At 72.1% G+C, this 23210-nt stretch carries 19 protein-coding genes; 10 read left to right on the forward strand and 9 right to left on the reverse strand.

Annotated elements, in window-relative coordinates; translation table 11 throughout:
- Positions 1-3: 3 nt before the first annotated feature.
- The 3 genes from A3Q40_RS00130 to A3Q40_RS00140 all read right to left on the reverse strand — a co-directional run bounded on the left by A3Q40_RS00130 (position 4) and on the right by A3Q40_RS00140 (position 3245).
- Positions 4-555: a YceI family protein gene (locus A3Q40_RS00130; protein ID WP_068099283.1), complete on the reverse strand. Its 552-nt coding sequence runs from the start codon at positions 553-555 to the stop codon at positions 4-6.
- A 73-nt stretch (positions 556-628) separates the two neighbouring features.
- Positions 629-1714, reverse strand: a complete 1086-nt coding sequence (locus A3Q40_RS00135; protein ID WP_068099284.1) for a lysylphosphatidylglycerol synthase transmembrane domain-containing protein — start codon at positions 1712-1714, stop codon at positions 629-631.
- 67 nt (positions 1715-1781) lie between these two features.
- On the reverse strand, positions 1782-3245 hold the full coding sequence (locus tag A3Q40_RS00140) for an adenylate/guanylate cyclase domain-containing protein (protein ID WP_068104750.1): 1464 nt from the start codon (positions 3243-3245) through the stop codon (positions 1782-1784).
- A gap of 194 nt (positions 3246-3439) precedes the next feature.
- Here A3Q40_RS00140 and A3Q40_RS00145 point away from each other — a divergent pair, with 194 nt between their 5' ends.
- From A3Q40_RS00145 to A3Q40_RS00165, 5 genes are all read left to right on the forward strand, one after another.
- The gene (locus A3Q40_RS00145; RefSeq protein ID WP_371831474.1) at positions 3440-4621 is read left to right on the forward strand and encodes an AI-2E family transporter; all 1182 of its coding nucleotides are present in this window, start codon (positions 3440-3442) and stop codon (positions 4619-4621) included.
- Positions 4593-5735 carry a MacS family sensor histidine kinase gene (macS, locus tag A3Q40_RS00150; protein ID WP_068099286.1) on the forward strand — a complete coding sequence of 381 codons (1143 nt, stop codon included), beginning with the start codon at positions 4593-4595 and terminating at the stop codon, positions 5733-5735. The genes A3Q40_RS00145 and macS overlap by 29 nt, the downstream gene beginning before the upstream one ends.
- A complete protein-coding gene (locus A3Q40_RS00155) occupies positions 5708-6370 on the forward strand; it encodes a response regulator (protein WP_068099287.1) in 663 nt (220 codons plus the stop codon). Before macS ends, A3Q40_RS00155 begins: the two co-directional genes overlap by 28 nt.
- Before the next feature lie 59 nt (positions 6371-6429).
- Positions 6430-7044, forward strand: a complete 615-nt coding sequence (locus tag A3Q40_RS00160; RefSeq protein ID WP_068099288.1) for a DUF1707 SHOCT-like domain-containing protein — start codon at positions 6430-6432, stop codon at positions 7042-7044.
- Between the two features lie 308 nt (positions 7045-7352).
- A complete protein-coding gene (locus tag A3Q40_RS00165; protein WP_068099289.1) occupies positions 7353-9185 on the forward strand; it encodes a DUF2339 domain-containing protein in 1833 nt (610 codons plus the stop codon).
- Here the strand turns inward: A3Q40_RS00165 and A3Q40_RS00170 are convergent.
- Genes A3Q40_RS00170 through trmB form a run of 3 tightly spaced genes read right to left on the reverse strand, consistent with a single transcriptional unit; the run spans position 9145 to position 13759 of the window.
- Positions 9145-12243: an MMPL family transporter gene (locus A3Q40_RS00170; protein WP_068099290.1), complete on the reverse strand. Its 3099-nt coding sequence runs from the start codon at positions 12241-12243 to the stop codon at positions 9145-9147. The genes A3Q40_RS00165 and A3Q40_RS00170 overlap by 41 nt on opposite strands.
- Positions 12244-12951 carry an NYN domain-containing protein gene (locus A3Q40_RS00175; RefSeq protein ID WP_068099291.1) on the reverse strand — a complete coding sequence of 236 codons (708 nt, stop codon included), beginning with the start codon at positions 12949-12951 and terminating at the stop codon, positions 12244-12246.
- Positions 12952-13006: 55 nt separating this feature from the next.
- Positions 13007-13759, reverse strand: coding sequence for a tRNA (guanosine(46)-N7)-methyltransferase TrmB (gene trmB, locus A3Q40_RS00180; RefSeq protein ID WP_068099292.1), 753 nt, complete (start codon positions 13757-13759; stop codon positions 13007-13009).
- Positions 13760-13971: 212 nt separating this feature from the next.
- Here trmB and A3Q40_RS00185 point away from each other — a divergent pair, with 212 nt between their 5' ends.
- The 4 genes from A3Q40_RS00185 (at position 13972) to A3Q40_RS00200 (ending at position 18281) form a co-directional block, all read left to right on the forward strand.
- The gene (locus A3Q40_RS00185) at positions 13972-14532 is read left to right on the forward strand and encodes an ATP-binding cassette domain-containing protein (RefSeq protein ID WP_157889450.1); all 561 of its coding nucleotides are present in this window, start codon (positions 13972-13974) and stop codon (positions 14530-14532) included.
- Positions 14529-15953 (forward strand): hypothetical protein, encoded by a 1425-nt coding sequence (locus tag A3Q40_RS00190; protein ID WP_157889451.1) that lies wholly within the window; start codon positions 14529-14531, stop codon positions 15951-15953. Before A3Q40_RS00185 ends, A3Q40_RS00190 begins: the two co-directional genes overlap by 4 nt.
- Positions 15954-15956: 3 nt before the next feature.
- Positions 15957-16241 carry a DUF6802 family protein gene (locus A3Q40_RS00195; protein ID WP_068099295.1) on the forward strand — a complete coding sequence of 95 codons (285 nt, stop codon included), beginning with the start codon at positions 15957-15959 and terminating at the stop codon, positions 16239-16241.
- 210 nt (positions 16242-16451) lie between these two features.
- The gene (locus tag A3Q40_RS00200) at positions 16452-18281 is read left to right on the forward strand and encodes a phosphoenolpyruvate carboxykinase (GTP) (RefSeq protein ID WP_068099296.1); all 1830 of its coding nucleotides are present in this window, start codon (positions 16452-16454) and stop codon (positions 18279-18281) included.
- A gap of 171 nt (positions 18282-18452) precedes the next feature.
- Here A3Q40_RS00200 and A3Q40_RS00205 read toward each other — a convergent pair whose 3' ends face one another.
- Entirely contained in the window at positions 18453-19418 is a 966-nt protein-coding gene (locus A3Q40_RS00205; protein WP_082833681.1) for an ROK family protein, read from the reverse strand.
- Positions 19419-19435: 17 nt separating this feature from the next.
- Positions 19436-20191 (reverse strand): class I SAM-dependent methyltransferase, encoded by a 756-nt coding sequence (locus A3Q40_RS00210; RefSeq protein ID WP_068099297.1) that lies wholly within the window; start codon positions 20189-20191, stop codon positions 19436-19438.
- A gap of 123 nt (positions 20192-20314) precedes the next feature.
- On the opposite strand from A3Q40_RS00210, the gene A3Q40_RS00215 reads away from it, so the two are divergent.
- On the forward strand, positions 20315-21547 hold the full coding sequence (locus tag A3Q40_RS00215) for a glycosyltransferase family 4 protein (protein WP_068104758.1): 1233 nt from the start codon (positions 20315-20317) through the stop codon (positions 21545-21547).
- Here the strand turns inward: A3Q40_RS00215 and A3Q40_RS00220 are convergent.
- A complete protein-coding gene (locus A3Q40_RS00220; RefSeq protein ID WP_235606381.1) occupies positions 21489-23204 on the reverse strand; it encodes a hypothetical protein in 1716 nt (571 codons plus the stop codon). The genes A3Q40_RS00215 and A3Q40_RS00220 overlap by 59 nt on opposite strands.
- Between the last annotated feature and the right edge of the window lie 6 nt (positions 23205-23210).

The raw sequence follows: 23210 nt of genomic DNA on the forward strand, positions 1-23210 counted from the left end.
GGATCAGGCCTGCAGGCCGGCCTCGATGTCCAGGTTCAGCGTGATCTTGTCGCCCACCACGGCGCCGCCGCCCTCGAGGGGCATGTCGATGCTGATGCCGAAGTCGCGGCGGTTGATGGTGGTGGTGGCCTCGAAGCCGGCGACCGGGCCGTTGCCCATGCCCGCGTTGACGCCGTTGTACTCGACGGTGAGTTCGACCTGCTTGGTCACGCCGTGCAGCGTGAAGTCGCCGGTGAGGACGTAGCCGTCACCCTGCGGGGCGACCGAGGTGGAGCGGAAGGTGGCGGTGGGGAACTTCTCGACCTCGAAGAAGTCGGCGGTCTTGAGGTGGCCGTCGCGCTGCGCGTTGTCGGTGGTGATGGAGGCGACGTCGATGTCGGCGGAGATGGCGGTGACGCCGCTCTCGTCGACGGTGATCGAGCCGGAGAAGTCCTGGAAGCGTCCGCGGACCTTGCTGACCATGAGGTGGCGAACGGTGAAGCCGATGGTCGAGTGCGTGGGGTCGATGGCCCACGTACCGGCGGTGAGCTGAGGAACGGCGACTGCTGCGGTCATGACGAACTCCTGGTGTGTTGAGGTTTCAACCGACTTGGAACGACACCGTACTCAACCGGACCGTGGTCCGCATCTATTCCCCGGCCGTGGTGCGTTCGCTCTCCTGCTCGAACTCGGCGCGCGCATCCTCGAGGCGGTGCGAGCGGAACAGGGCGAGGAACACGACCCAGCCCACCACCGCGACCAGCACGAAACTGACGACGCGATAGACCAGCGCCGCCGCCACGGCCTGCGAGGCGCTGATGGACGCCGCGGTGGTCAGGGTGGCGATCAACGTGGCGTCGACGATGACCAGGCCGCCCGGAGCGCCGGGGATCGAGCCAACGGTCTTCCCGGCCGAGAACACCAGGAGCAGGCCGTAGATTCGCGGGTCGGCGCCGACGGCGAAGCACGCCAGTCCCAGGCAGGCGACGTCGGCGAGGCGATGAACCGCCGAGAACCCGGCGGCGGCCGCGGCGTCGCGGGGACCGAGCCGCACCGAGGTCACCTGGTCGACGATGGCGTCCAACCGGGCGCGGCCCGCATCCGCCGCATTCCCCCGGAGCGCGTTGTACTTCGCGAGCCCCCAGCGCCCGGCGGCGACGATCGACCGGGGATGGGCGCGGACGTACCGCACCGCCGCGACGAGGGCGATCACGCCGGCGACGGGGAGGATCAACGTCGTGGTGTTGGCGCTTCCGCCGACCAGCAGGGCGCCCGACACCCCGAGCAGGGCGAGTCCGAGGGCGGCGATGACACCCGAGATGGCCAACTGCCACGACGCGACGACGGGACTCGCGCCCCAGCGACGCGTCTCGCGATAGGTGAACGCCGTCGAGAACACCTGTCCGGCCGGCAGGGTCACCGACATCGCGGTGCTGGCGTAGATCACCGACAGGGACCGCCGCTGGGTCACCCGGACACCACCCGCGGCGAGCAGTTGCTTCTGCACCCGGGCGAACGCCGACAGCGACACCGCCTGGGCGACCACGCACGCGAGGGCGATGCCCCAGTGCATCTCCGTCAGCGCACGCCAGGATTCGTGGAGGCGAGGAGCGAGGTAGACGCCCTCCCCGATGAGCAGGGCGAGCAGCGCGACCGCGACCACCCAGCGCAACCACCGCCAGTGGCGTCCCGACCGGGGAGCCCCGGCCTGGCCGTCGTGCTCGGGGGATGCCACGTCGGACAGCGTAACGAACGAGACCGCCCGGCCCGGCCCGTCGGGTCGGGGCGAGGATCGAGTCCGGTCAGTCGGGGTCCGGATAGACGACGGGCGTCGCCAGATGCGTCGCCCGCCGACGGCCGCGCAACTGCACCTTCTCGCCGAGTTCCCAGTGCGACTGCTCGTCCTCGTCCGCGAAGTACAGCGCCGACGTCGATGCCAGGACGCGGCTGGGTTGGAACTTGGCCAGCTCGGTCAGGCGCGACGCCTCATTGACCGGATCGCCGATCACGGTGTACTCGAAGCGCTCCTGCGCCCCGATGTTGCCGGCCACCGCCAGCCCGGCGGAGACGCCGATGCCGATGTCGAGACCGACGATCCCGTGCAGCTCGGAGCGCAGTTCGCGCGCTGCCGACAGCGCCGCCGTCGGCGCGTCCGGCCGGTCGAGCGGCGCACCGAAGATGGCGAGAGCGGCGTCGCCGACGAACTTGTTGACGAACCCGTGGTGTCGGTCGACCACGTCGACGACGACGCGGAAGAAGTCGTTGAGCAGGTCGACCACCTCGCCCGGCGGGCGTTCGGAGGCCGCGGCGGTGGATCCGACCATGTCGACGAACAGCACGGCGACGAAGCGGGTCTCGCCGCCGAGTTCGGTGCCGAACTGCAGTGCTCGACGCGCCACGTCCTCGCCGACGTGTTGACCGAACAGCTCGCGCAGCACCTTGCGTTCCGAGGAGTCCTGCATCATCCGGTTGAACCCGACCTGCAGGCGGCCGATCTCGCTCCCGTCGAACACCTCGACCTGGACCTCGGTGTCGCCCCGCTGGACTCGCTCGATCGCGCGGCGTAGCTGTCGGATGGGGTCGGAGATCTGACTGGCGGTCAGCATGGAGAGGCAGAACGCCTGGACGATGGCGAGGATGCACAGCAACGCGATGGCGATCGCCAGCGCATCCGGGGAGAACACCAGATCGGTGGTGAGCTGCGTGGCGCAGAGCAGGAGAATCCCGGTGACCGGGATCAACGTGCCCAGGCCCCAGGTCATCGCCATGCGGGTGCCCACACCCGGCGTCATGGTGCGGTCGAACCGGCCCTCGCTCAGCGCCTGCGCCGCCACCGGCCGGAGGATGCGCTCGCCCAGCATGTAGGTGAAACCGAATGTGATGGCCGCGGCCATGGCCACGGTGACCGCCACCGCGACAGCCAACGACGGCATCTCCGCCGCGGTGAGCGCCATGAAGAGGATGCCGCCGATGATCCACAGGACCAGATGCACGATGGCCTGGCGCAACGGGGCGTGCAGAGCCGCCATCTGCTCCGCGCGGGTGGGCGGACCGCCGCGCAACTGCCACCGCATGACGCTGCGCAGCATGATGGCCGCGGTGACCAGGCTCACGACGGCGGCGAAGATCAGGTACGCCCCGAAGATGACCACGTTGCGCACGCGGTCGACCACGATCGACTGGTTCTCCGGGATGGGCAGGCCGTACCGCACGAAGGCGAACACCAGAATGGAACCCAGGAGGTTCGCGAGCAGCATCGATGCCAGGTACACCGGCCAGCGACTCCGCAGAGTCCTCTCGACCGCACGCACGGGCACCAGCACGAAGGAAAACTTACCGGGACGGGCCGACACCGGACACCACCCCGCGCAGACCTCCGCGGCGCCGCGACTGAAGGTCGGCGCGTGTCGGTGCCCCGGAAGCGATGCTCGTACCCGCCCGGGGTGGTTACGCTCGCTCGGTGACGGACGACCCGGCAGCTTCCGTGCATCCGGTGGTCCGGGTCGGCGCGGCCTGGACCTGGCGATTGCTGGTGCTCTTCGCCGGGCTGGTCGCGCTCGGAGCCGTGGTGCAACGGCTCGAGAGCGTGGTCGTGCCCGTCGGCCTGGCCCTGCTCGCCTCCGCTCTGCTGCTGCCGTTGGTGGACTGGATGCATCGCCGCGGCATCCCGCGGGTGCTGGCCGTGGTGGTGGCGGTGCTCGGCAGCATCGGGCTTTTGGTCGGCATCCTCACGTTCGTCGTGGAGCAGTTCATCCAGGGACTGCCCGCCCTCACCGACAAGGTCACGGGCAGCATCACCTCGGTCCAGCAGTGGCTCACGGACGGCCCGCTCCACTTCAGCCAGGACCAGATCCGCACCGCGGGCGACTCCGTCGTGAGGTCGTTGCAGTCGAACCAGGAGGCCCTCACCTCCGGCGCCCTCACCACCGCAGCGACCATCGGGGAGATCCTGACGGGGACCCTGCTGCTGCTGTTTACCCTCATCTTCTTCCTCTACGGCGGCCAGCAGATCTGGGAGTTCGTCACCCGGCTCGCGCCGACCCGGGCGCGTCGTCGCGTCCGGGCCGCCGGCAGCCAGGCCTTCGGCTCGCTGGTCGGCTACGTGCGGGCCACTGTCGTCGTCGCGGCCGCGGACGCGGTGGGCATCGGTATCGGTCTGGCCGTGCTCGGGGTGCCGCTCGCCCTCCCGCTCGCCACCCTCGTCTTCATCGGCGCGTTCGTGCCCATTGTCGGCGCGGTCCTCACCGGATTCGTCGCCGTGCTGGTCGCTCTCGTGAGCAAGGGCCTGGTCACGGCACTGATCGCGCTCGCGATCGTGGTGGCCGTCATGCAGTTGGAAGGGCACGTCCTCCAGCCGCTGCTGCTCGGCCGCGCCGTGCGCATCCATCCGCTCGCCGTGGTGCTCGCCATCGCGACCGGCATCGTCTTCGCCGGCATCATCGGCGGTCTGCTGGCCGTGCCGCTGGTCGCGATGGCCAACACCGCGGTGCGATCGCTGCTCGCCGACGACCCCGAGGAGGCGTACGACGCGATCGCCGAGTCCGACCCGTCCCAGCCGATGTTCCCCGCCGACGCCGCCGATCCCGTCCCCGGGACGGCGCGGCTCCGAAAGGGTGAGATCGACGGCGACACCGACGACTGACCCCTCCGGTGCCGACGCGCCGCTCTGGCGCGCGGCAGCGGCGTTCCGGCTGCTCACCGTGATCTACGCGGTGGGATTCCACCTGGTGGTCCACGAGCAGTACGACGCCGAACTCTGGTCCCACGTCCTCGCCGCCGTGGTGGTCTTCTGGTCCGGCGTCTCGGTGGTCGCCGCCGTCACCCCGGCCGTTCGGCCCGCCATCGTCGTGGCGGACCAGCTGGTCACGCTGGGCCTGATCGTCTCGACGGTGGCGGTCGCCGATCCCGACTGGCGACGCGAGCACCAGGTACTCCCCACGACGATCTGGGTGGCGGGCGCCGTCGTCGCCGCCGCGCTGCTCGGCGGTCCGCGCGTCGGAGTCGCCTCCGCCCTGACGATGACCGTCGCGATCGCTCTCGTGCGCGGGACCCTCGACGCCGATCTGTGGCGCGACTCCACCGGGCCGATCCTGGTGTCCGTCGGGCTGGCGCTGGGCCTGGCCGCGCGCATCGCCCGGTCCGCGCGGGCCCGACTCGACGAGGCCGTCGCCCTCGCCGCCGCGACGGCCGAGCGCGAGCGGCTCGCGCGGGAGGTTCACGACGGGGTGTTGCAGGTACTTGCTCTGGTCAACCGGCGCGGTCGAGAGCTCGGCGGTCCGGCCGCGGAGCTCGGCACGCTTGCCGCCGAGCAGGAGCGCGCGCTCCGGGACCTGTTGTCCGGCAGCGTATCCCGCGTCACGGGGGATGGTTCGCGTACCGACCTCACGGCCGACGTGCGGGCGGCGGTGGGACCGACGGTGACCGTCGCGGCACCGTCCGACCCGGTGACCGTCGCGGCCGACGTGGGTCGAGAGGTCGTGGCCGCTGTCGTGGCGGCCGTGGACAACGCCCACCGACACGCACCGGGCGCGGCGGTCTACGTCTCGATCGAGGACGACGCCGGCACGGTGGTGGTCGGCGTGCGGGACGACGGGCCGGGGGTCGACCCCGAGCGTCTGGCGGCCGCTCGCACCGAGGGCAGGCTGGGCGTCGCGGCATCGATCGTCGGCCGCCTCGAGGCGCTCGGGGGACGGGCCGAGATGATCTCGGCGCCCGGGGAAGGAACGGAATGGGAACTGACGGTACCGAATCCGTGATCACGGTCATGGTGGTCGACGACCATCCGCTCTGGCGTGACGGCGTCGCACGCGATCTCACCGCGCGGGGATTCGAGGTGGTGGCGACGGCCGACGGCGAGTCCGCGGCGGCGCGTCGGGCCGCGGTGACGAGCCCCGACGTCGTCCTCATGGACATGAACCTCGCGGAGGGTGACGGGGCGTCGGCGACGGCCGCGGTGCTCGCCGCGTCGCCGCGGAGCCGCGTGCTCGTGTTGTCCGCGTCCGGCGAGCGTGACGACGTCCTCGCGGCCGTGAAGGGCGGAGCCACAGGCTATCTGGTCAAGAGTGCGTCGGCCGAGGAACTCGAGGCCGCGGTGCGCACCACCGCGAACGGCGACGCGGTGTTCACGCCGGGGCTGGCCGGGCTCGTCCTCGGCGAGTACCGACGCGTGGCCGCCGGCCCCGAAACTCCGCCGCCCGAGCACAGCCTGTCCGCGCGGGAGACCGAGGTGCTGCGGATGGTGTCGAAAGGGCTGACCGCCAAGCAGATCGGAGAGCGGTTGCACGTCAGCCACCGCACGGTGGAGAACCACGTGCAGTCGACGCTGCGCAAACTGCACCTGGCCAACCGGGTGGAGCTCACGCGGTGGGCGGTCGAGCGGGGACTCGACTGAGCGTGTCCGACGGTGCTCGACGGCATCGCGGGGAACGGACGGATCGGTATCCTGGCCGCATGGACGACAGGGACCTGCGGGTGAGCGATGCCGAACGGAACCATGTGGGCGAACTGCTGCAGCGGGCCGTGGGCCAGGGGATGCTGTCCCTCGGCGAGTACACCGAGCGGATGGACACCGCCCTGGCCGCGAAGACGCGCGGCGAGCTCAACGCCGTTCTGGTCGACCTGCCGGGTATCCGGATCTCGGGTTCGACTGCCCCGGAGACGATCTCGCGCGGGTCGGTGGTGTCGTCCGTCGGCGGTGCGGACGAAGCCACGGTGAAGGCGACGTTGTCGTCGGTCACCCGGTCCGGCGCGTGGGACGTGCCCCGTCTGCTGCGCGTGCGGTCCCGCCTGGGCTCGGTGACGCTGAACTTCGCCGACGCCACCGTGCACTCGTCGACCGTCGTCATCGAGGTGGACGACTACATGAGCTCCATCTCGATCGTCGTGCCGGAAGGCGTGTCGGTGAACATGGACGGCCTGCAGGCCGTGGCGGGGAGCGCCGACAACAAGGTGCGCGGTCGCCGCGACGACAGCTCCCTGCACCTCGAGATCCGCGGGCGGACCCGCATGGGTTCGGTGACGGCCAAGCACCCGTTCGGCGTCACCATCAAGCGCATGCTCGGCTGACGCTGGCCCGGCCTGACCTGCTCGCTCCCGCAACCCGCGCCGGTGAGAAGAGGAGCACCGTGCGGAAGCCGGAGCAACCTCCCCGGCCCACCCACCCGCGCGGGTTCTGGTCACCTGCACGGGTTGCAACCGGTGAGGATGGCGGAAACCCGAGCAGGTCGACACCTGCGCGGGTTCTGGTCACCTGCACGGGTTGCAACCGCCGAGAGTGGCGGAAACCCGAGCGAGAGCCACTCGAGTAGTCGCCGGGGGGCGACTGCGTAGTTTCCCCCATTCCGGGTGGCGGTGGACCGGGCGAGCATCGAGTCATGACTCCTCACGCTCCCGACCCACGCGCCGTCCAGGCTCTGGCCGGCGAGGTCGCCCTCCTGCATCAGCGTCTCGGCCGCGTCGCCCACGACCTCGCCCGTCTCGCCCAGCCCCCGCAGCCCGTCCCACATGCGCTGCCCGCTCGGCCCGTACCCCAGCCGCCCGCCGGTCCGCCGCCGCAGTACCGGCAGGCGACCCCAACCCGTCCGACTGCTCCGTCCACACCCCCCGCGCCGACCGTTCCCTGGTGGCAGCGCGACGGCGTCGTCAGCCGCCTCCTCGCGATCGCCGGCGCCGCGGTGACCCTCGTCGGCGTCGTGATGCTTGTCGTCCTTGCCGCTCGCGCGGGCTGGTTCGGCCCGCCGCTGCGCGTCGCGTCCGGTGTCGCCGTCTCGGTGGGTCTGCTCGGTGCCGCGTTCCGAGTGGTGAACCGGCCGGGCGGTCGCATCGGCGCCGTCGCCTCGGCCGCAGCCGGTTTCGCCGGTCTCTACCTGTCCGTCGCCGCCGTCACCGCCCTGTACGGGTGGGTGGCCGCTCCCGTCGGCATCGTTCTCGGACTCGGGATCGCCGCGCTCGGCGTCGCCGTGGCGCTGCGATGGTCCTCCGAACTGCTCGCCGTCCTCGTGGTTCTCGGGGTGGCACTCCTCGCGCCGGTCGTCACCGGCGGTCTGTCGGCCGCCCTGCTGGTGGCTCTGGTCGTCGTCCACCTCGCGACCGTGCCGGTCGACGCCACGCGCTCGTGGACGATCCTGCGGGCCGCGCGCACGGCGCCGGTGGTGCTCGCCCTCGCCGCCGCGGCCGGGACCGTCGCGGTCGGCGCGGACGGCCCCCGTGTGCCGATCCTGTTCGTGGCGCTGGCCGCGTTCGGCGGCGCCGTGGCGTCGGCTCGGCTGGTGCTGCAGCGGGTTCCGACCGACGTGACCACGCTGGCCGCCGTCGTGAGCACCGCGGGCACGCTCCTCGCGGCGGCGAGCCTCCTCGACCGCCCGGTCACCACCGTCGTCGCGACCGGAGTGGCGCTGACCACCGGCTGGTTCCTCCTGCAGGGCGAGCGCCCGGCGTGGACGCGTGTCGCCTTCGCGCTGCCGACCGCACTCGCGGCGACGGTGGCCGTCGTGGCCGCCACCCCCGGCGACCTCGCCTTCCCTGCTCTCCTGGCGGTGGCGTGCGTGACGATGATCGCCGCGCATCGTCTCGGATCGCTTCCCCTGTACGGGGTCGGTGTTGCTCTCTCCGTGGCGGGCGTGGCCGGCTACGCCGACGCCTGGTCGCTGGATGCCACGCTCTCGCCCGCCCTCGCCGTCACGTTCGACGGCTGGGCGCTCGTCGGGGCCGTTGCCGCGGTCGCGACGGCGGTCACCGGCAGCGTCGTCGGCCTGCGAGTGCTGCATGACGACGCGGTGCGGGTGATCGTCGTCGGGTGTTTCGCGGTGATCGGCCTGGCAGCAGCGGTGACCACCGCCGTCGTGAGCGGCGCTCTGCTCGCCGGCCGGGCGGGCGCAGTGGCCGGGCACGGCGTCGGCACGGTCGTGTGGACCGGCCTGGCCGTCGCTCTGCTGGCGCGAGGGCTCGCTCGTCCGGCCCGGGCCCGCACGTTGCCGGCGGCCGGGCTCGCCGTGGCGGGTGCGGCGTTGGCCAAGCTCTTCCTCTTCGACCTCGCCGCCACCGGCGGGGTCACCCGCGCGGTCGCCTTCCTGCTGGCCGGCGGCCTGCTCCTCGCGGCGGGAACGCGCTACGCGCGGGTGTTCGCCGAGCGGCTGGGGGCCGGTACGACCGACGGGCCTGCCGGCCCTACTGCCGACGCTGACGCGCAAGCAGCTCGCTCACACTGATCGCACCCGACTGCCCGTGATGCCGACCGCCGGACTCCGACTCCGTCGCACGTCGACCTCCGTTGTCGTCCTCACGGGCACGACGGCGTCCACCGGTCGACGTGGGCGGCTCGGAGTTCGCCGGTTCGGACGTCACCTCGGTCGGCGACGACTCGGTCGGCGACGGCTCGTCGTACGACGAGCCCTCGGGCCGGTCGGTGTCGTCCGGCGCGGGTGTCCGGTCCCGGGTCCGCGGCGCCTCGGCGGGCGGGGTGGCGGGTGTCTCCGGACGGCCGAGTCGCAGGCCGGCGATCCAGGCGTCGATGTCGTCGGTGTCGCGCCGGGGAGTCGTGCTTCCGGACGCACCGTCCGCGGAGCGCCGAGAACCGTTCGAGCCGTTCGACCCGGATCTCTGCGAGGACCCGTTCGAGGCAGACCCGTTCGACGCAGTGCCCGTCGACGCGGAGCCGTTCGAGCCGCTGCCGTTGGAACCGCTGCCGTTGGAGCCGTTCACGCCGGTTGCGTGATCGCTCCGCGCGGACGGCTCGGGACGCGCGGGGGTGCGTCGCTCGACGGCCGGGGAGCGGAGTTCGGCGAGCCAACTCTCGATCGGCCGCGGCGTCTCCGGGCGGGGAGCCGCGTCCGCGCCGGGGGAATCAGCGCCGGCCTGGTCCGCACGAGCGGGCGCCGGCCGGGTGGGCTCGACCCGTGCCGGCTTCGGGCGGTCGGCCGTGGTCTGGTCCTGCACAGCGCGGTCCTGCACAGCGCGGTCCTGCGACGGGCGGTCCTGCCCGGCCCTGGCCGGTTCCGGCCGCGCCGGCGGGGCGACGGTCCGCGGGATCGGCTGGGTGAGCGGTTCGCGGGCCCGGACCGGCTCGCGCACCCGCGCGGGCGGCGGGGCGGACCCGATGGCCACCACCTCGGGGACGTCGGCGGGCATCCGGTCGTCGTCGAGGACCGGCTCGCCGAGCCCCATCTTCTCCTGCAGACGCTTCATCCACTGCGGAGCCCACCAGCAGTCGTCACCGAGCAGCTTCATGGTGGCCGGGACCAGGAACATCCGGATCAGGGTCGCGTCCACGATCAGCGCGAAGATCATGCCGTAGGCGATGTACTTCATCATCACCAGATCGGAGAACGCGAACGCCCCGGTGACCACGATGAGGATGAGCGCGGCCGCGGTGATGATGCGACCGGTGTGGGAGGTGCCCACGCGGATGGCCTCGGAGGTGCTGGCGCCGCGCGCGCGGGCCTCGACCATGCGGGAGAGCAGGAACACCTCGTAGTCGGTCGAGAGACCGAAGATGATCGCGATGATCAACACCAGCACCGGCGCCATGATCGGGCCGGGCGTGAAGTTCAACAGGTCGGCCCCGACGCCGTCGACGAAGATGAACGTCAGGAAGCCCAGGGTCGCGCCGAGCCCCAGCGTGGTCATGAGGATGGCCTTCAGCGGCAGGACCAACGAGCCGAACGTGAGGAACATCAGCAGGGTGGTCACCAGGACCACCAGCGTCGCCATGAGCGGAAGTCGGTCGATCAACGCCGCGATGGAGTCCTGCTCGATGGCGGGAGTGCCGCCCACGGAGAGCCGGACGCCGTCGGGAACGTCGATGGACCGGATGTAGTCGATGGCCGGGGAGGAGACGTTGCGGTCGACCAGGCCCGCCTTGAGCACGGCGACGCCGTTCTCGTTGCGTTCGATGGAGAAGCGTTCCACCAGGCCGGGGGCATTCGACGCCTCCCGGAGCACGGCGCCGAGCTGCGGGCCCTCGGCGTTCTCGAGCACGATCTTCAGCGGTTCGGTCCGATAGGACGGGAAGTTCTCGTCGAAGACGTTCTGCGCCACGCGGGTGGGGTTGTCCGGCGGCAGGTACGTCTCGTTGATGCCGCCGAACTTGATGGACCCGACGGGCAGGGTGATGAGCAGCAGACCCAGCACGATCGGCACGGTCACCTTGATCGGGTTGCGCATCACCCAGCGCGTCAGCCGACCCCACCGGCCGGACTCGATCTCCTCGGTGGTCTTGGTCTTGCGCATGCTCTTCAAACCCAGCATGTCGATGCGCTTGCCCAGCACCGAGAGCATCGCGGGCAGGATCGTGATCGCCGTCAGCGCGGCGAGCGCGACCGTGGAGATCGCACCGAACGCGACCGATTTGAGGAAGCCCTGCGGGAACAGCAGGAGCCCGCCGAGGCTGGCGACGATCATCGTCGCGGAGAACACGACCGTCCGGCCCGCCGTCATCACCGAGCGTTGGACGGCCTGGCCCGTCGTGCGTCCGTCGGCGAGTTCCTCGCGGAACCGACTGACGATGAACAGGGCGTAGTCGATCGCGAGCCCGAGGCCGATCAGCGACACCACGGGCGCGACGAAGCTGTTGACCGGGACGAAGTTGGTGAAGAACCGCACCATGCCGTTGGCGGCGACGACCGTCAGACCGCCGATGACCAGCGGGAGAGCCGCGGCGACGACACCGCCGAACACGAAGAAGAGGAGGACACCGACCACCGGGATGGCGAGCAACTCCATGCGCTTGATGTCGCCCGCCATGGTGTCGTTCAGGGCGCCCGCGATCGGCTGCAGACCGGCCAACTGCACGTCGACGCCGGGAATCTCGAAGGCGTCCTTCACGTCGCGGAAGTTGTTGGTCAGTTCGGTGTCGTTGTCGCCGACGATCGCGAACGTGGCGATCGCCTTGGTCTTGTCCGGCGACGCCAGCGCGGGGAGGCGCTGCTGGAAGTAGCTGACGTTGATCTTGGCGATCTTGTCCGGATGCTCGGCGACCATGGCGTTCTGGGCGTCGGCGATGGTGCGGGTGAAGTCCGGATCGTCCACCGTCGACCCCGCGGGAGCGGTGTAGAGCGCGACGACGTCACCGGAACTGTCCCGGCCGAAGGTGCCGTCCGCGGTGCGCGCGGCGTGCACGGACTCCGACCCCGGATCGTCCCACCCGCTCTGGCTCAGGTGGTCGTTCAGGCTCGCGCCGTACGCGGCGAGACCGAGCAGGAACGCCACCATGACCCCGAGCACGGTGAACCGTGACCGGTGGACCAGGTCCCCCCATCTCGAGAACACTCAGGACACTCCTTGACGCCCGACGAGCAGGGCGGACAGCGGACGGAACGGCTGGAGCCACGCACCCTCGTCGGGTAGGGCGTCCAGGCTGACGCGGGGCAGCGGTTCCCGGAACACCCCGGCGATGTCCTCGAGGTCGACGAACTCGAGGGTCTCGGACGCGACGGCCCAGCTGGCGTGCTCACGGAACCCGAGGACCTGGACCGGCACTCCGGCTGCCGCGATCTCCTCCAAGGGGATGCGGAAGGCCTGACCGTCGGCGGACGCCACCACCACGCCGGCGAGCCCGTGATCGCGGGAGCGGAGCGCGATGTGGTCCAGCATGTCGGAGTCGACGTCGCTGTCCTCGTCGATCTTCGGCTTGGCGAAGACCGCGAACCCCACGTTACGCAAGGCCTCGACCCACGGGCGAACGACATCGGCGCTGCCCTGGGCGATGTTGGTGAAGACCGTCGCCTCGGGTTCGAGGGTCGCGGTCTCGCGGGCGGAGAGCTCGGCCGTCCGGCCGAGCAGCCAACGGCCCAGCGCATCGAAGCGAGGGCGATAGGCGGCGGTGGGCCGCCCGCCGAGGATGGCGCCGAGACCCATGTCGAGATTCGGGGCGTCCCACACCAGCAGGACCCGCTTGGTATGGCGAGAATCACCGCCGTCCGGGAACGCGGCGGCGTCGCCACGCACGTCGTCGACGCTCTGGGAGTCCACGCTCATTCTCGGTTTCTCGCTCTCTGCGGCAGTCGGGGGCCGGGCGTCGGGCCGCGGGAGGTCAGGCGCTGGGGGTCCAGACGAACTCGGTGACGGCGCGGTCGACTCGGTTGGCCTTGTCCTCGAACTTGGTCACGGGACGATCGACCGAGACGGGCGACCCCTCGACGGTACGGGTGTCGACGTCGAACGGCAGGCGGGTCAGGGCCGACTCGGCGTCACCGATCTCCGCGATCCACTCGGCGTAGTCCGCGTGGTCGGTGGCCACGTGCAGGACGCCGCCGGGGAGCAGACGGTCCGCGATCAGCGCGAACGTCGACGCCTTGAGCAACCGCCTCTTGTGATGCCGCGCCTTGGGCCACGGATCGGGGAAGAACACTCGCACGGCGGTCAGAGAACGCGACGCGACCATGTTCTCGAGGACGTCCGCGGCGTCACCGCGCAGAATGCGCAGGTTGGTGAGCCCGGCGCGTTCGATGCCCTGCACCGTCTGTGCGATGCCGGGGCGGTAGACCTCGACGGCCACCAGATTCACGTGCGGCTCGGCGGCCGCCATGGCGAGCGCCGCCGTGCCCGTGCCCGAGCCGATCTCGAGCACCAGCGGTGCGGAGCGGCCGAACCAGGCGTCCGCATCCAGCGGCTCGTCGGCCACGTCGCGGCCGACCGTCGGCCACAGGCGGTCCCACGACGCCTGCTGCGGCTCGGTCAGCGCGCCGCGCCGCGACCGGAAACTGGTGACCCGGGGATAGAGACGGGAGCCGCCGGTCGGGACGTCGCCGACAGGGCGCTCGTCCAGGGCACGGGGTTCTGTCATGGCCACCAGTGTCCCTCATTCGGACGCTCGATCCCAGTCGGGTCTCGACCCGAGGTCGAGACTCCGGCGGGAACCGCGACGATTCGGACGGTGTCACAGTGGCCGTGCGACCGCGGCGAACCCGTCGCGCATGCGAGCATTCGACGCGCAGTCGGTCGACGGGGGGTCGGGCGACGGGTGCAGTGGGCACGGGTCGGTCCGGAGGGGGCGCGATGACCGAGGAGTGGACGTCGGCGACGCGGGCAGCCGTCGCGGCGCTGACGAGCGCGACCGACGACGACGTCGTCTCGGCGGCCGTCGCCCGCGCTCGGGGCGAGATCACGACGGGCGTCACGGGCCGGCCGGGTGCCGGCAAGTCCACGCTCGTGTGCGCGCTGTCCGGCCGGGTCTCGGGCACGCTGCGGGAGATCCACGGCGTGGACGCGCCCGACGTCCCGGATCCGCCGCTCGACGTCGACGTCCTTCTGCACGTCGTCGCGCGCGGGATCACCGACGCCGACCGCGCCGTTCTCGCCGCCCGGCGTTCGGCCCCGACCCTGGTGGTCGCGGGTCGACTCGATCTCGGGACCGACGAGCCCGACACGGTGCGCGCGGACGACGTCGAGGCGATCGTCGGGTGGTGGACCGACGCGTGCGGGACGGCCCGTCGGCGTCGTGACCTGCTGCTGTGCGCGGAGCTCGAGACCGTGGCCGCGGAACGACCGCACACGCGCGCCGCGGTGGAGGCGTTCCTGCGCGACCCGGCGATCATCGCCGTGCGCGGTGCGTCGTGACCGGGCCCTGGCCCACCGACGTGGCGCGCGTGCTGGCGCGGTACGGCCCGGCGGGAGGCGACGGGCCGGCGCGCGACGGGTCGGTGGCGCTCGTGGTCGCGCCCGGACTCGACGACGGGCCGGTGCGGCGGGCGATCACGATTGCGGGACGCACCCTCGTCGCCGTCGAGTCGGCCGGGACCGTCGTCGTCCTGCCCGACCCCGCTCTCCCGGTGGGCCGCGTCCTCGCGGACAGCGTGCGGGCCGTGCCGGCGGACGCCACCGCGCTCGTCGTCGACGACGGGATCGCCGACGCGATTCGACGCGACGTCCTCCGCCGACTGGCCCGGGTTCGTCGGGTCGTGGTGGCGACGACCGACGGGTTGTCGTCCGTGCTGGCCGCGTCCGAGTCGGACGGGTTGTCGAACATGGAGCCGGAGATGCCGGTGGCGGACCACGTGCGCGCTGCCCGCGCCGCCCTGCTGTCGACCGCGCGGACCGATTCGGCCGCGGTCGAGGTGGAGGCCCTGCGCGACCGGCGACGGCGCGTGGCGGCGACCCGCCGCGACGCCGCCCCCGACCCCCGGCGGGCGGCCGCCCGGGTCCGGGTGGAACTCGCTCATCGCCTCGGTGACGCGCGTCGGGCGGTGACCGCCGAGGTCTCGGACGTGATCGACGATGCCCGGCGGGTTCGTCGTCGCGCCGGGGACGCCGGTGTCGCGGCGACGGTGACGACTCTGGTGGACGCCGCGTCCGCCGCTCTGGCCCGCGACACCGACGCCGCGGTGCGGTCCGCGCTCGGCGCGCCCGACGCGCCCGCCGAGCCGGTCCGGTTCGGTCGCACGGACACCACCCGGCCACGCCCGGAGGTGCGGTGGAATGCCGACGACGGCGTGGCCGTCGTCCTCGCCCTGTCCGCCGGCGCGGGCGCAGGGAGGGCGCTGACCTGGGCACTCGGCATCGGGGGTGTCGCCGCCGCCGTGCTCGGGGCAGCCGTGACCGTCGCCCTGACCGTCGTGGTGACGTGGTCCCGCCGCACGTCGGGACGGACGCGGACCGAGCGACGGTGGGCGTTCGAGGTGGTGGCGGACACCGCCGCGGCGTGGGAGCGCGACGTGGCGGTCGCGGTGATGACCGCCGAAGCCGAGGCGGCGGATCGGGCCGCGGCCGCGACGCGGGAGGACGCGGCTCGGCGGGAGGCCCAGCTCGCGGGAATAGACACCGAGATCCGCCGGGTGGGGGCACGGGCGGCAGCCCGGGCCGCGGCGTACGAGCGAGACCTCGCCGTGCTCGACCGGGCGCTGGACGAGTGGGCCGTACCGGGCTCGCTGGCGGCCGGGGAGGTGCTCGACAGGCATCCGGGAACCGAGTCGAGCGCCGCTGCGTCCAACGGCGAGGGCGCAGTGGACGCGAACGGGAAATCCCATGACGAACAGGGGTGAGTGATGGAGTGGGCCGACGGACTGATCGATCCGGGGCGAGCCGAGTCGGGCCCACCCGGATTCGAGTTCGATCCCACCGTCGACGCGGGTGGTGACGGCGTGGTCGACACCATGGTGTTCCGGGCCGATCTCGCCTCGGGGGAGGCCGGTCTGGTGATCGCGGCGGACCTCGACGGTGACGGCACGGTGGATCGGGTGACCACGTTCGAGGACGACGGGGATTTCGTCCGGTGGGAGCCGGGTGAAAACGATTCGGTGTGGACGGTGACGGAGCGGGGATCCTTGTGACGGAGGGGACCTCAAATGTCCTGACATACCCCGCTTTTCGCGGATGTTACTGAATCGGTTCTGTGATAGATCGGACATACCCGAGTGCCCTTCCGGTGTCGTCACGGCGTTAACCTCTAGGTCCAGGACACTCGTGGCCCTGCGCTGACGCGTTCGCAAAACTCGAACGCGCGCAGGGCGCCCGGGATCAGCCCGCGTATTGGAGACAAGATGACCGCGACTCTTCCGCGTCTCGACGGAACCGACGGCACCCCGCCGACCACGCACGCCGGCCTGCTGGCGTGGGTACGCGAGGTCGCCGAGTTGACCGAACCCGACCGGATCGTGTTCGCCGACGGGTCCGACGAGGAGTGGGAGCGGCTCACCGACCAGCTCGTCGAGGCCGGCACCTTCACCCGCCTGAACGCGGAGAAGAAGCCCAACTCCTTCCTCGGCAACTCCGATCCGTCGGACGTCGCCCGCGTGGAGTCCCGCACCTACATCTGTTCCGAGCGCGAGATCGACGCCGGCCCCACCAACAACTGGATGGCGCCGGACGAGATGCGGTCCACGATGACCGAGCTGTACCGCGGCTCGATGCGCGGCCGCACCATGTACGTGATTCCGTTCTGCATGGGCCCCCTCGACGCGGAGGACCCCAAGCTGGGCGTCGAGCTCACCGACTCCGAGTACGTCGTGGTCTCCATGCGTGTGATGACCCGCATGGGCTCGGCGGTGCTCGACAAGCTCGGCGAGGACGGCTTCTTCGTCAAGGCGCTGCACTCGCTGGGCGCGCCGCTGGCCGAGGGCGAGCAGGACGTGCCCTGGCCGTGCAACGACACCAAGTACATCTCGCACTTCCCGGAGTCTCGCGAGATCTGGAGCTTCGGCTCCGGCTACGGCGGCAACGCGCTGCTGGGCAAGAAGTGCTACTCGCTGCGTATCGCCTCCGCCATGGCCCACGACGAGGGCTGGCTGGCCGAGCACATGCTGATCCTCAAGTTGATCTCGCCGGAGGACAAGGCCTACTACATCGCGGCGGCGTTCCCCTCCGCGTGCGGCAAGACCAACCTCGCGATGATCCAGCCCACCGTGCCCGGCTGGCGCGCCGAGACCATCGGTGACGACATCGCCTGGATGCGCTTCGGCAAGGACGGCCGCCTCTACGCGGTCAACCCCGAGTTCGGTTTCTTCGGCGTGGCGCCGGGCACCAACTGGGACTCCAACCCCAACGCGATGCGCACGATCGATCAGGGCAACGCCGTGTTCACCAACGTCGGCCTGACCGACGACGGTGACGTGTGGTGGGAGGGCCTCGAGGGCGAGCCGCAGCACCTCACCGACTGGCTGGGCAACGACTGGACGCCGGAGTCCGGCACCAACGCCGCGCACCCCAACTCGCGCTACTGCGTGCCGATGTCGCAGTGCCCGTCGATGGCTCCGGAGTGGGACGACCCGCAGGGTGTGCCCATCTCGGCCATCCTGTTCGGCGGCCGCCGCAAGACCACCGTGCCGCTGGTGACCGAGGCGCGCGACTGGCAGCACGGCGTGTTCATGGGCGCGACCGTGGGCTCGGAGCAGACCGCCGCGGCCGAGGGCACCGTCGGCGCGATTCGCCGCGACCCGATGGCCATGCTGCCGTTCCTCGGCTACAACGTCGGTGACTACTTCCAGCACTGGATCGACCTCGGCAAGAACGCCGACGAGTCGAAGCTGCCGAAGGTGTTCTACGTCAACTGGTTCCGCCGCGGCGACGACAAGCGCTTCCTGTGGCCCGGATTCGGTGAGAACTCTCGCGTGCTCAAGTGGATCGTCGAGCGCATCGAGCACAAGGCCGCGGGTGTGGAGACTCCCGTCGGTGTCGTGCCGACCGCCGACGCGCTCGACATCAGCGGACTCGACGTCTCCGTGGACGATGTCGCCGAGGCGCTGGCGGTGAACGTCGACGAGTGGAAGCAGGAGATCCCGCTGATCGAGGAGTGGTTCGACTTCGTCGGCGAGAAGCTCCCCACCGGCATCAAGGACGAGTTCGAGGCGCTGAAGCAGCGGCTGAACGCCTGATCTCCCCGGTTACTTCACGAACGCCCCGGCCCTCGCGGTCGGGGCGTTCGTGACGTGGCATGCGCCACTGCACTCGAGTCGACCGAACCGACGGGAACCTGGCGATCCGACCGACTCGTGTGCAGTCGGGCACGCCCGTCCGAGGGTCGGTCGTCTGTGGCCCGGTGCGGTCTAGCCGGCGCTGCGAGCGAGAACCGCTGCGCCGGTGAGGGTTCCGATGCCGCCCAGTTCGGCGGGGACCACCGTGAAGTCGGCGAGGAAGCCCAGGCGCGCGTGCAGCGCCACGGTCTCCCGGAGCGGGTTCCAGAGCGCGTCGCCGGCGGCGCTGAAACCGCCGCCCACCACGGCGACGTCCAGATCCAGCAGCGCCGCCGCGGACGAGATCGCCTGGCCCAGCGCCACACCGGCGCGTTGCAACGCCGCGACGGCGAGGGGGTCGTCCTCGCGCGCGGAGTCCGCCAGGTCCTTGCCGGTTTCGCCGGCCCAGCCGTTCTCGCGTGCCCAGCGCACGGCGTTGGGGCCGCTGGCCACGGTCTCCACGCAGCCGACGCCGCCGCACGTACACGGATCGACCGAGCCGGGGACGACGATGTGGCCCACGTGTCCGGCGTTGCCGCTGCGTCCGGACACCGGACGACCGCCGAGGATCACCCCACCCCCGATGCCGGTGGAGACCACCATGCCCAGCACGCTGTCGTGCCCGCGGGCGGCGCCGAAACGGTGTTCCGCCAGCGCCGCGCACGCCCCGTCGAGAGCGAGTTCGACTGCGGCGGAGGAGAAGACGGCGCGGACCGCGTCGACGATCCCGAAGCCGTCGTACCACTCGGCGATGTTGATCGGACTCACCGTCCCGGCCACGGTGTCCACCGGACCGGCCGAGGCGATGCCGACGGCGGCGACGTCGTCGATCTCGACGTCCGCGTCGGCGACGACGGTGAGCAGCAGTTCCTCGCACGCCGCCCAGACGTTCTCGGTGGGAGTCGGGACGACGACGGGATCCCCCGGACGCCCGTCGTCCCCGACCAGCGCGGCGGAGAACTTGGTCCCGCCGATGTCGAGAGCGAGGACGCGCGATTCTCGCGTGCCCCGAGCGGGGCGACCGGCGGCGGACGTGGGGCGGGTGCGCGGGGCGGTCATCCGAGCCACCCTAACCGTCAGCGCGCGCGCAGCACCAACACCAGATTGCTGACCGCCGCCTCCCGGAACACCGGTACCTGCACGCTCCACCAGGCCCAGCGCGGGTGGTACCGGGGGAACGCGGCGAGCAGCTCCCCGTTCGATGTCGTTCGCGCCCAACGCAATCCGTGCGACGCCCGAATGGGGAACAGTGACGTGCCGAAGCGATTCTTCGGCTCCCGGCCGTGGACGCGGGCGTACCGTCGCGCGGCGTACTCCCCGCCCAGGACGTGCCACGGCCCCGTCTCGTGTCCCCCGAACGGGCCCCACCACAGTGTGTAGGACAGCACGGCGATGCCGCCGGGGCGGGTGACGCGCAGCATCTCCTCCGCCAGGTCCCACGGGCTGGCGACGTGCTCGGCGACGTTCGAGGACAGACAGAGGTCCACGCTGTTCGTGCGGAACGGCAGCGCCGTACCCGAGCCGCGCACGGAACCACGCGCATCGAGACCCGCGGCGTGCATTTCACCGGCGTCGGGTTCGACGGAGACGTATGTCGCGCCCGCGGCCGCGAACGCGTCCGCGAAGTACCCGGGGCCACCACCGACGTCGAGCACGGTGCGTCCGTTCAGCGTGGTGTCGGTGGCGCCGCGCCACAGGTCGTCCACCATGCGCGCGGTGTCGTCGGCCAGGGCGCCGTAGAAGCGGGCGGGGTCCGACTGTTCGTAGCCGAACTGACGGATCAGCGACACCGAGCGGGCCAGCGTGGCGCGGCGGGCGACGGCGGCCGTCACCGAACGTGGGGCGCTGCGGCGGGTCGGCACGGCTGCCGACTGTAACCGTCCGGCCGCACACGGACCGACCGAGCTTGGCATACTCGACCCCCGGACGACCGGGGAGGTGACGGTGTGAGCGAGCTGCGTGAGGTTCTGCTGCTGTGCTGGCGTGACACCGGCCATCCCCAGGGCGGTGGCAGCGAACGCTATCTCGAACACGTCGGCGCCGGCCTGGCCGCGCAGGGCGTGCGGGTCACGCTGCGCACGGCCGCGTATCCCGGCGCGCCGCGGTCGGAGATGCGCGACGGCATTCGTATCAGCCGTGCCGGGGGACGGCTCACCGTCTACCCGCGCGCCCTGGCCGCGATCCTGGCCGGCCGCTGGGGCGTCGGCTCGTTGGCCGGGTTGCGTCCCGACGCCGTCGTCGACACCCAGAACGGCATCCCCTTCTTCGCCCGCCTGGTGACGCGGGCTCCGGTCACGGTCCTGGTCCATCACTGCCACCGCGAGCAGTGGCCCGTCGCCGGCCGCGTCATGGCGCGCCTGGGGTGGTTCCTCGAATCGCGCGTGTCGCCGCGGGTCCACCGATCGGCGCAGTACCTCACCGTCTCCCTGCCGTCGGCGGACGAGCTGGTCGCGCTCGGCGTCGACCGCGACCGGGTGGCGGTGGTCCGCAACGGCGTCGACGACCTGCCCGCGGGCCTCGAGACGGGTGCCGCAGCCATGCGCGCGTCCGATCCCACGCTCGCCGTGCTGTCCCGCCTGGTTCCGCACAAGCAGATCGAGGACGCGATCGACGTCGTCGCCCGCCTCCGAGCCCAGCGGCCCAGCCTGCGACTCGACGTCGTCGGGGGCGGCTGGTGGGAGGACCGGCTGCGGGCGCACGCGCGTAGCCGCGGCGTCGCCGACGCGGTCACCTTCCACGGCCACGTGACCGAGCGTCGCAAGCACGAGATCCTCGCGCGGGCCTGGGTCCACGTCCTGCCCTCGCGCAAGGAAGGCTGGGGCCTCGCCGTCGTCGAGGCCGCGCAGCACGGCGTGCCGACGGTCGGCTATCGCCACTCGCGGGGACTGACCGACTCGGTGGTCGACGGCGTCACCGGCGCGCTCGTCGGCGACGAGTGGCGGGCGCGCGCGAGCGACGTCGACGATCTCGCCGATGCCGTCAGGGACCTGATCGACGACGACGCACGGCGTCGTCAGCTGGGGGAGAAGGCCCGTGATCGCGCCGAGGACTTCTCCTGGGGGCAGTGCGCCGACGCGGTGGCGTCGGTGCTGCGGGACCGGGCCGACGGCACGATGGTCGCGGGTCTGGTCATCGGCGACGCGACCGGACCGTCCCGGCCGCCACGATTGCACCCGCTGCGAGGGTGAGGCCCGCCCACAGCAGGTGGGTGGCGACGGCCGCGGTGCGGTCGGCCGGGGGCGGCGTGACCGCGTCGGGAACGCGGTAGAGGAGCAGGTCCGGGCCGGCGTGGACCGCGTCGAGCGCGCCCAGCGACTCGTCGACGCGACCGAACTCGCCCCGTGAGGTGGCCTCGATCAGGACCCAACCCACGCCGAGGCTCGGGTCGGGAGCCCGTCCGGCCAGCAGCTGGTCCTCCACCTCGCGGGCTCGCTCGCCCTCGCCCGCCACGACCTGCCCGCCGACGGGGAGGTCGCCGGTCTGCAGGACGTCGGCCGCCAGCCACCGCGGGGCCGGGTCGAGCACCGGGACGTCGCCGCTGAACGGGAACACCCGGAAGGTGCCCGACGGCAGCACCGCCACGTCCCGCTCCGACGCGCCGATCGTCGCGGCCACCCGGGTCCAGTCGTCCGGGTACTGCACGGGGCGCAGGGCCCCGCCCACGCCCCACGCGAGATCCGGCAGGGCGGCGACGACGAGAAGCGACGCCACCCCCGCACGCACCGCGGACGACGCCGCGGCAGCCGTCGCCAGGACCAGACCCGGCATCCACAGCGCGACCCACTTCTGGCCGTCGCGCAGCAGGCCCGCACCGGGGACGGACTCGGCGGCCCACCGCCCGACGTCCAGACCGAGCGGTGTCGCCGCGAGGGCCGCGACCAGGACGGCGAGTAGGCCGAGGCCGGTCACGGCGACGATCACGGGCGAGCGCCGCCGCCACAGAGCCGGCACGCCCGCGGCGGCGACCACCAGGAGAAGGGCCGTGCCCACCAGCGCCCACCACGTGGTGCGTGACGACGGCACCGCGTCGCCGTTCCAGATGCCACCCAGGCCGGCGAGAGACCCGACGGTGCCGAGGCCCGGTTCGGCGCGCGCGGCGAACGCGGCCACCCCGGCCGGGTCCGACGCCGCCCCGGCCCCCGACGTCAGCGCGGCCACGGACCACGGCGCCGACAGCAGCGCGGTCGCGGACAGGACGATGCCGGTCGCGAGGCGGCGGGGTGCGCCCGGCGCGAGGACGACCGCCACCGCGAGAAGGGCGTTCATCAGCAGTCCGGTGGGAGTCAGACCGGCGATCCCGAGGCACAGCACGATCGCGGCGACGCTCCGCGGCCCGATCTCGCGGCGCAGGGCTGCGGCGGCGACGACGGTCCACGGGAGCGCGGCGTATCCCACGAGCAGGCTCCAGTGGCCCTGCAGGAGTCGTTCCGCGACGTACGGGTTCCAGATCGCGACGGTGGCCGCGACCATCCGCGGCGCCGCGGCCGTCGTGTCCAGCAGCCGCGCGATCAGAACACCGGCCCCGACGCCGGCGCCCGTCAGGGCGAGCAGCAGGATGCCGACCACCAGCGCGCCGCCGTCGATCACCGACGACGCCACGGCCACTACCGCGTCCTGCGGAACCGCCCGCGCCGCACCCTCGCCGAGGCCGAGCGCCGAGTCGGTGAGGTGGGATCGGGGCGTCGTCACGCCGTCGCGCAGCAACAGATGGCCGCCGCCGGGCAGCAGGGCCCCGAGCAGCGGACCGAGCGCGATCGTCGCCGGCAGGACGGACCAGACGAGGAGACCCACCCGGGCGCGCAGGGTCGTCCCTGCCCGGGCGGGTGCCGTCGTCCCTGCCATCATGAGGGC

Source organism: Rhodococcus sp. PBTS 1, assembly GCF_001620025.1.
GTDB classification, from domain to species: Bacteria; Actinomycetota; Actinomycetes; order Mycobacteriales; family Mycobacteriaceae; genus Rhodococcoides; species Rhodococcoides kroppenstedtii.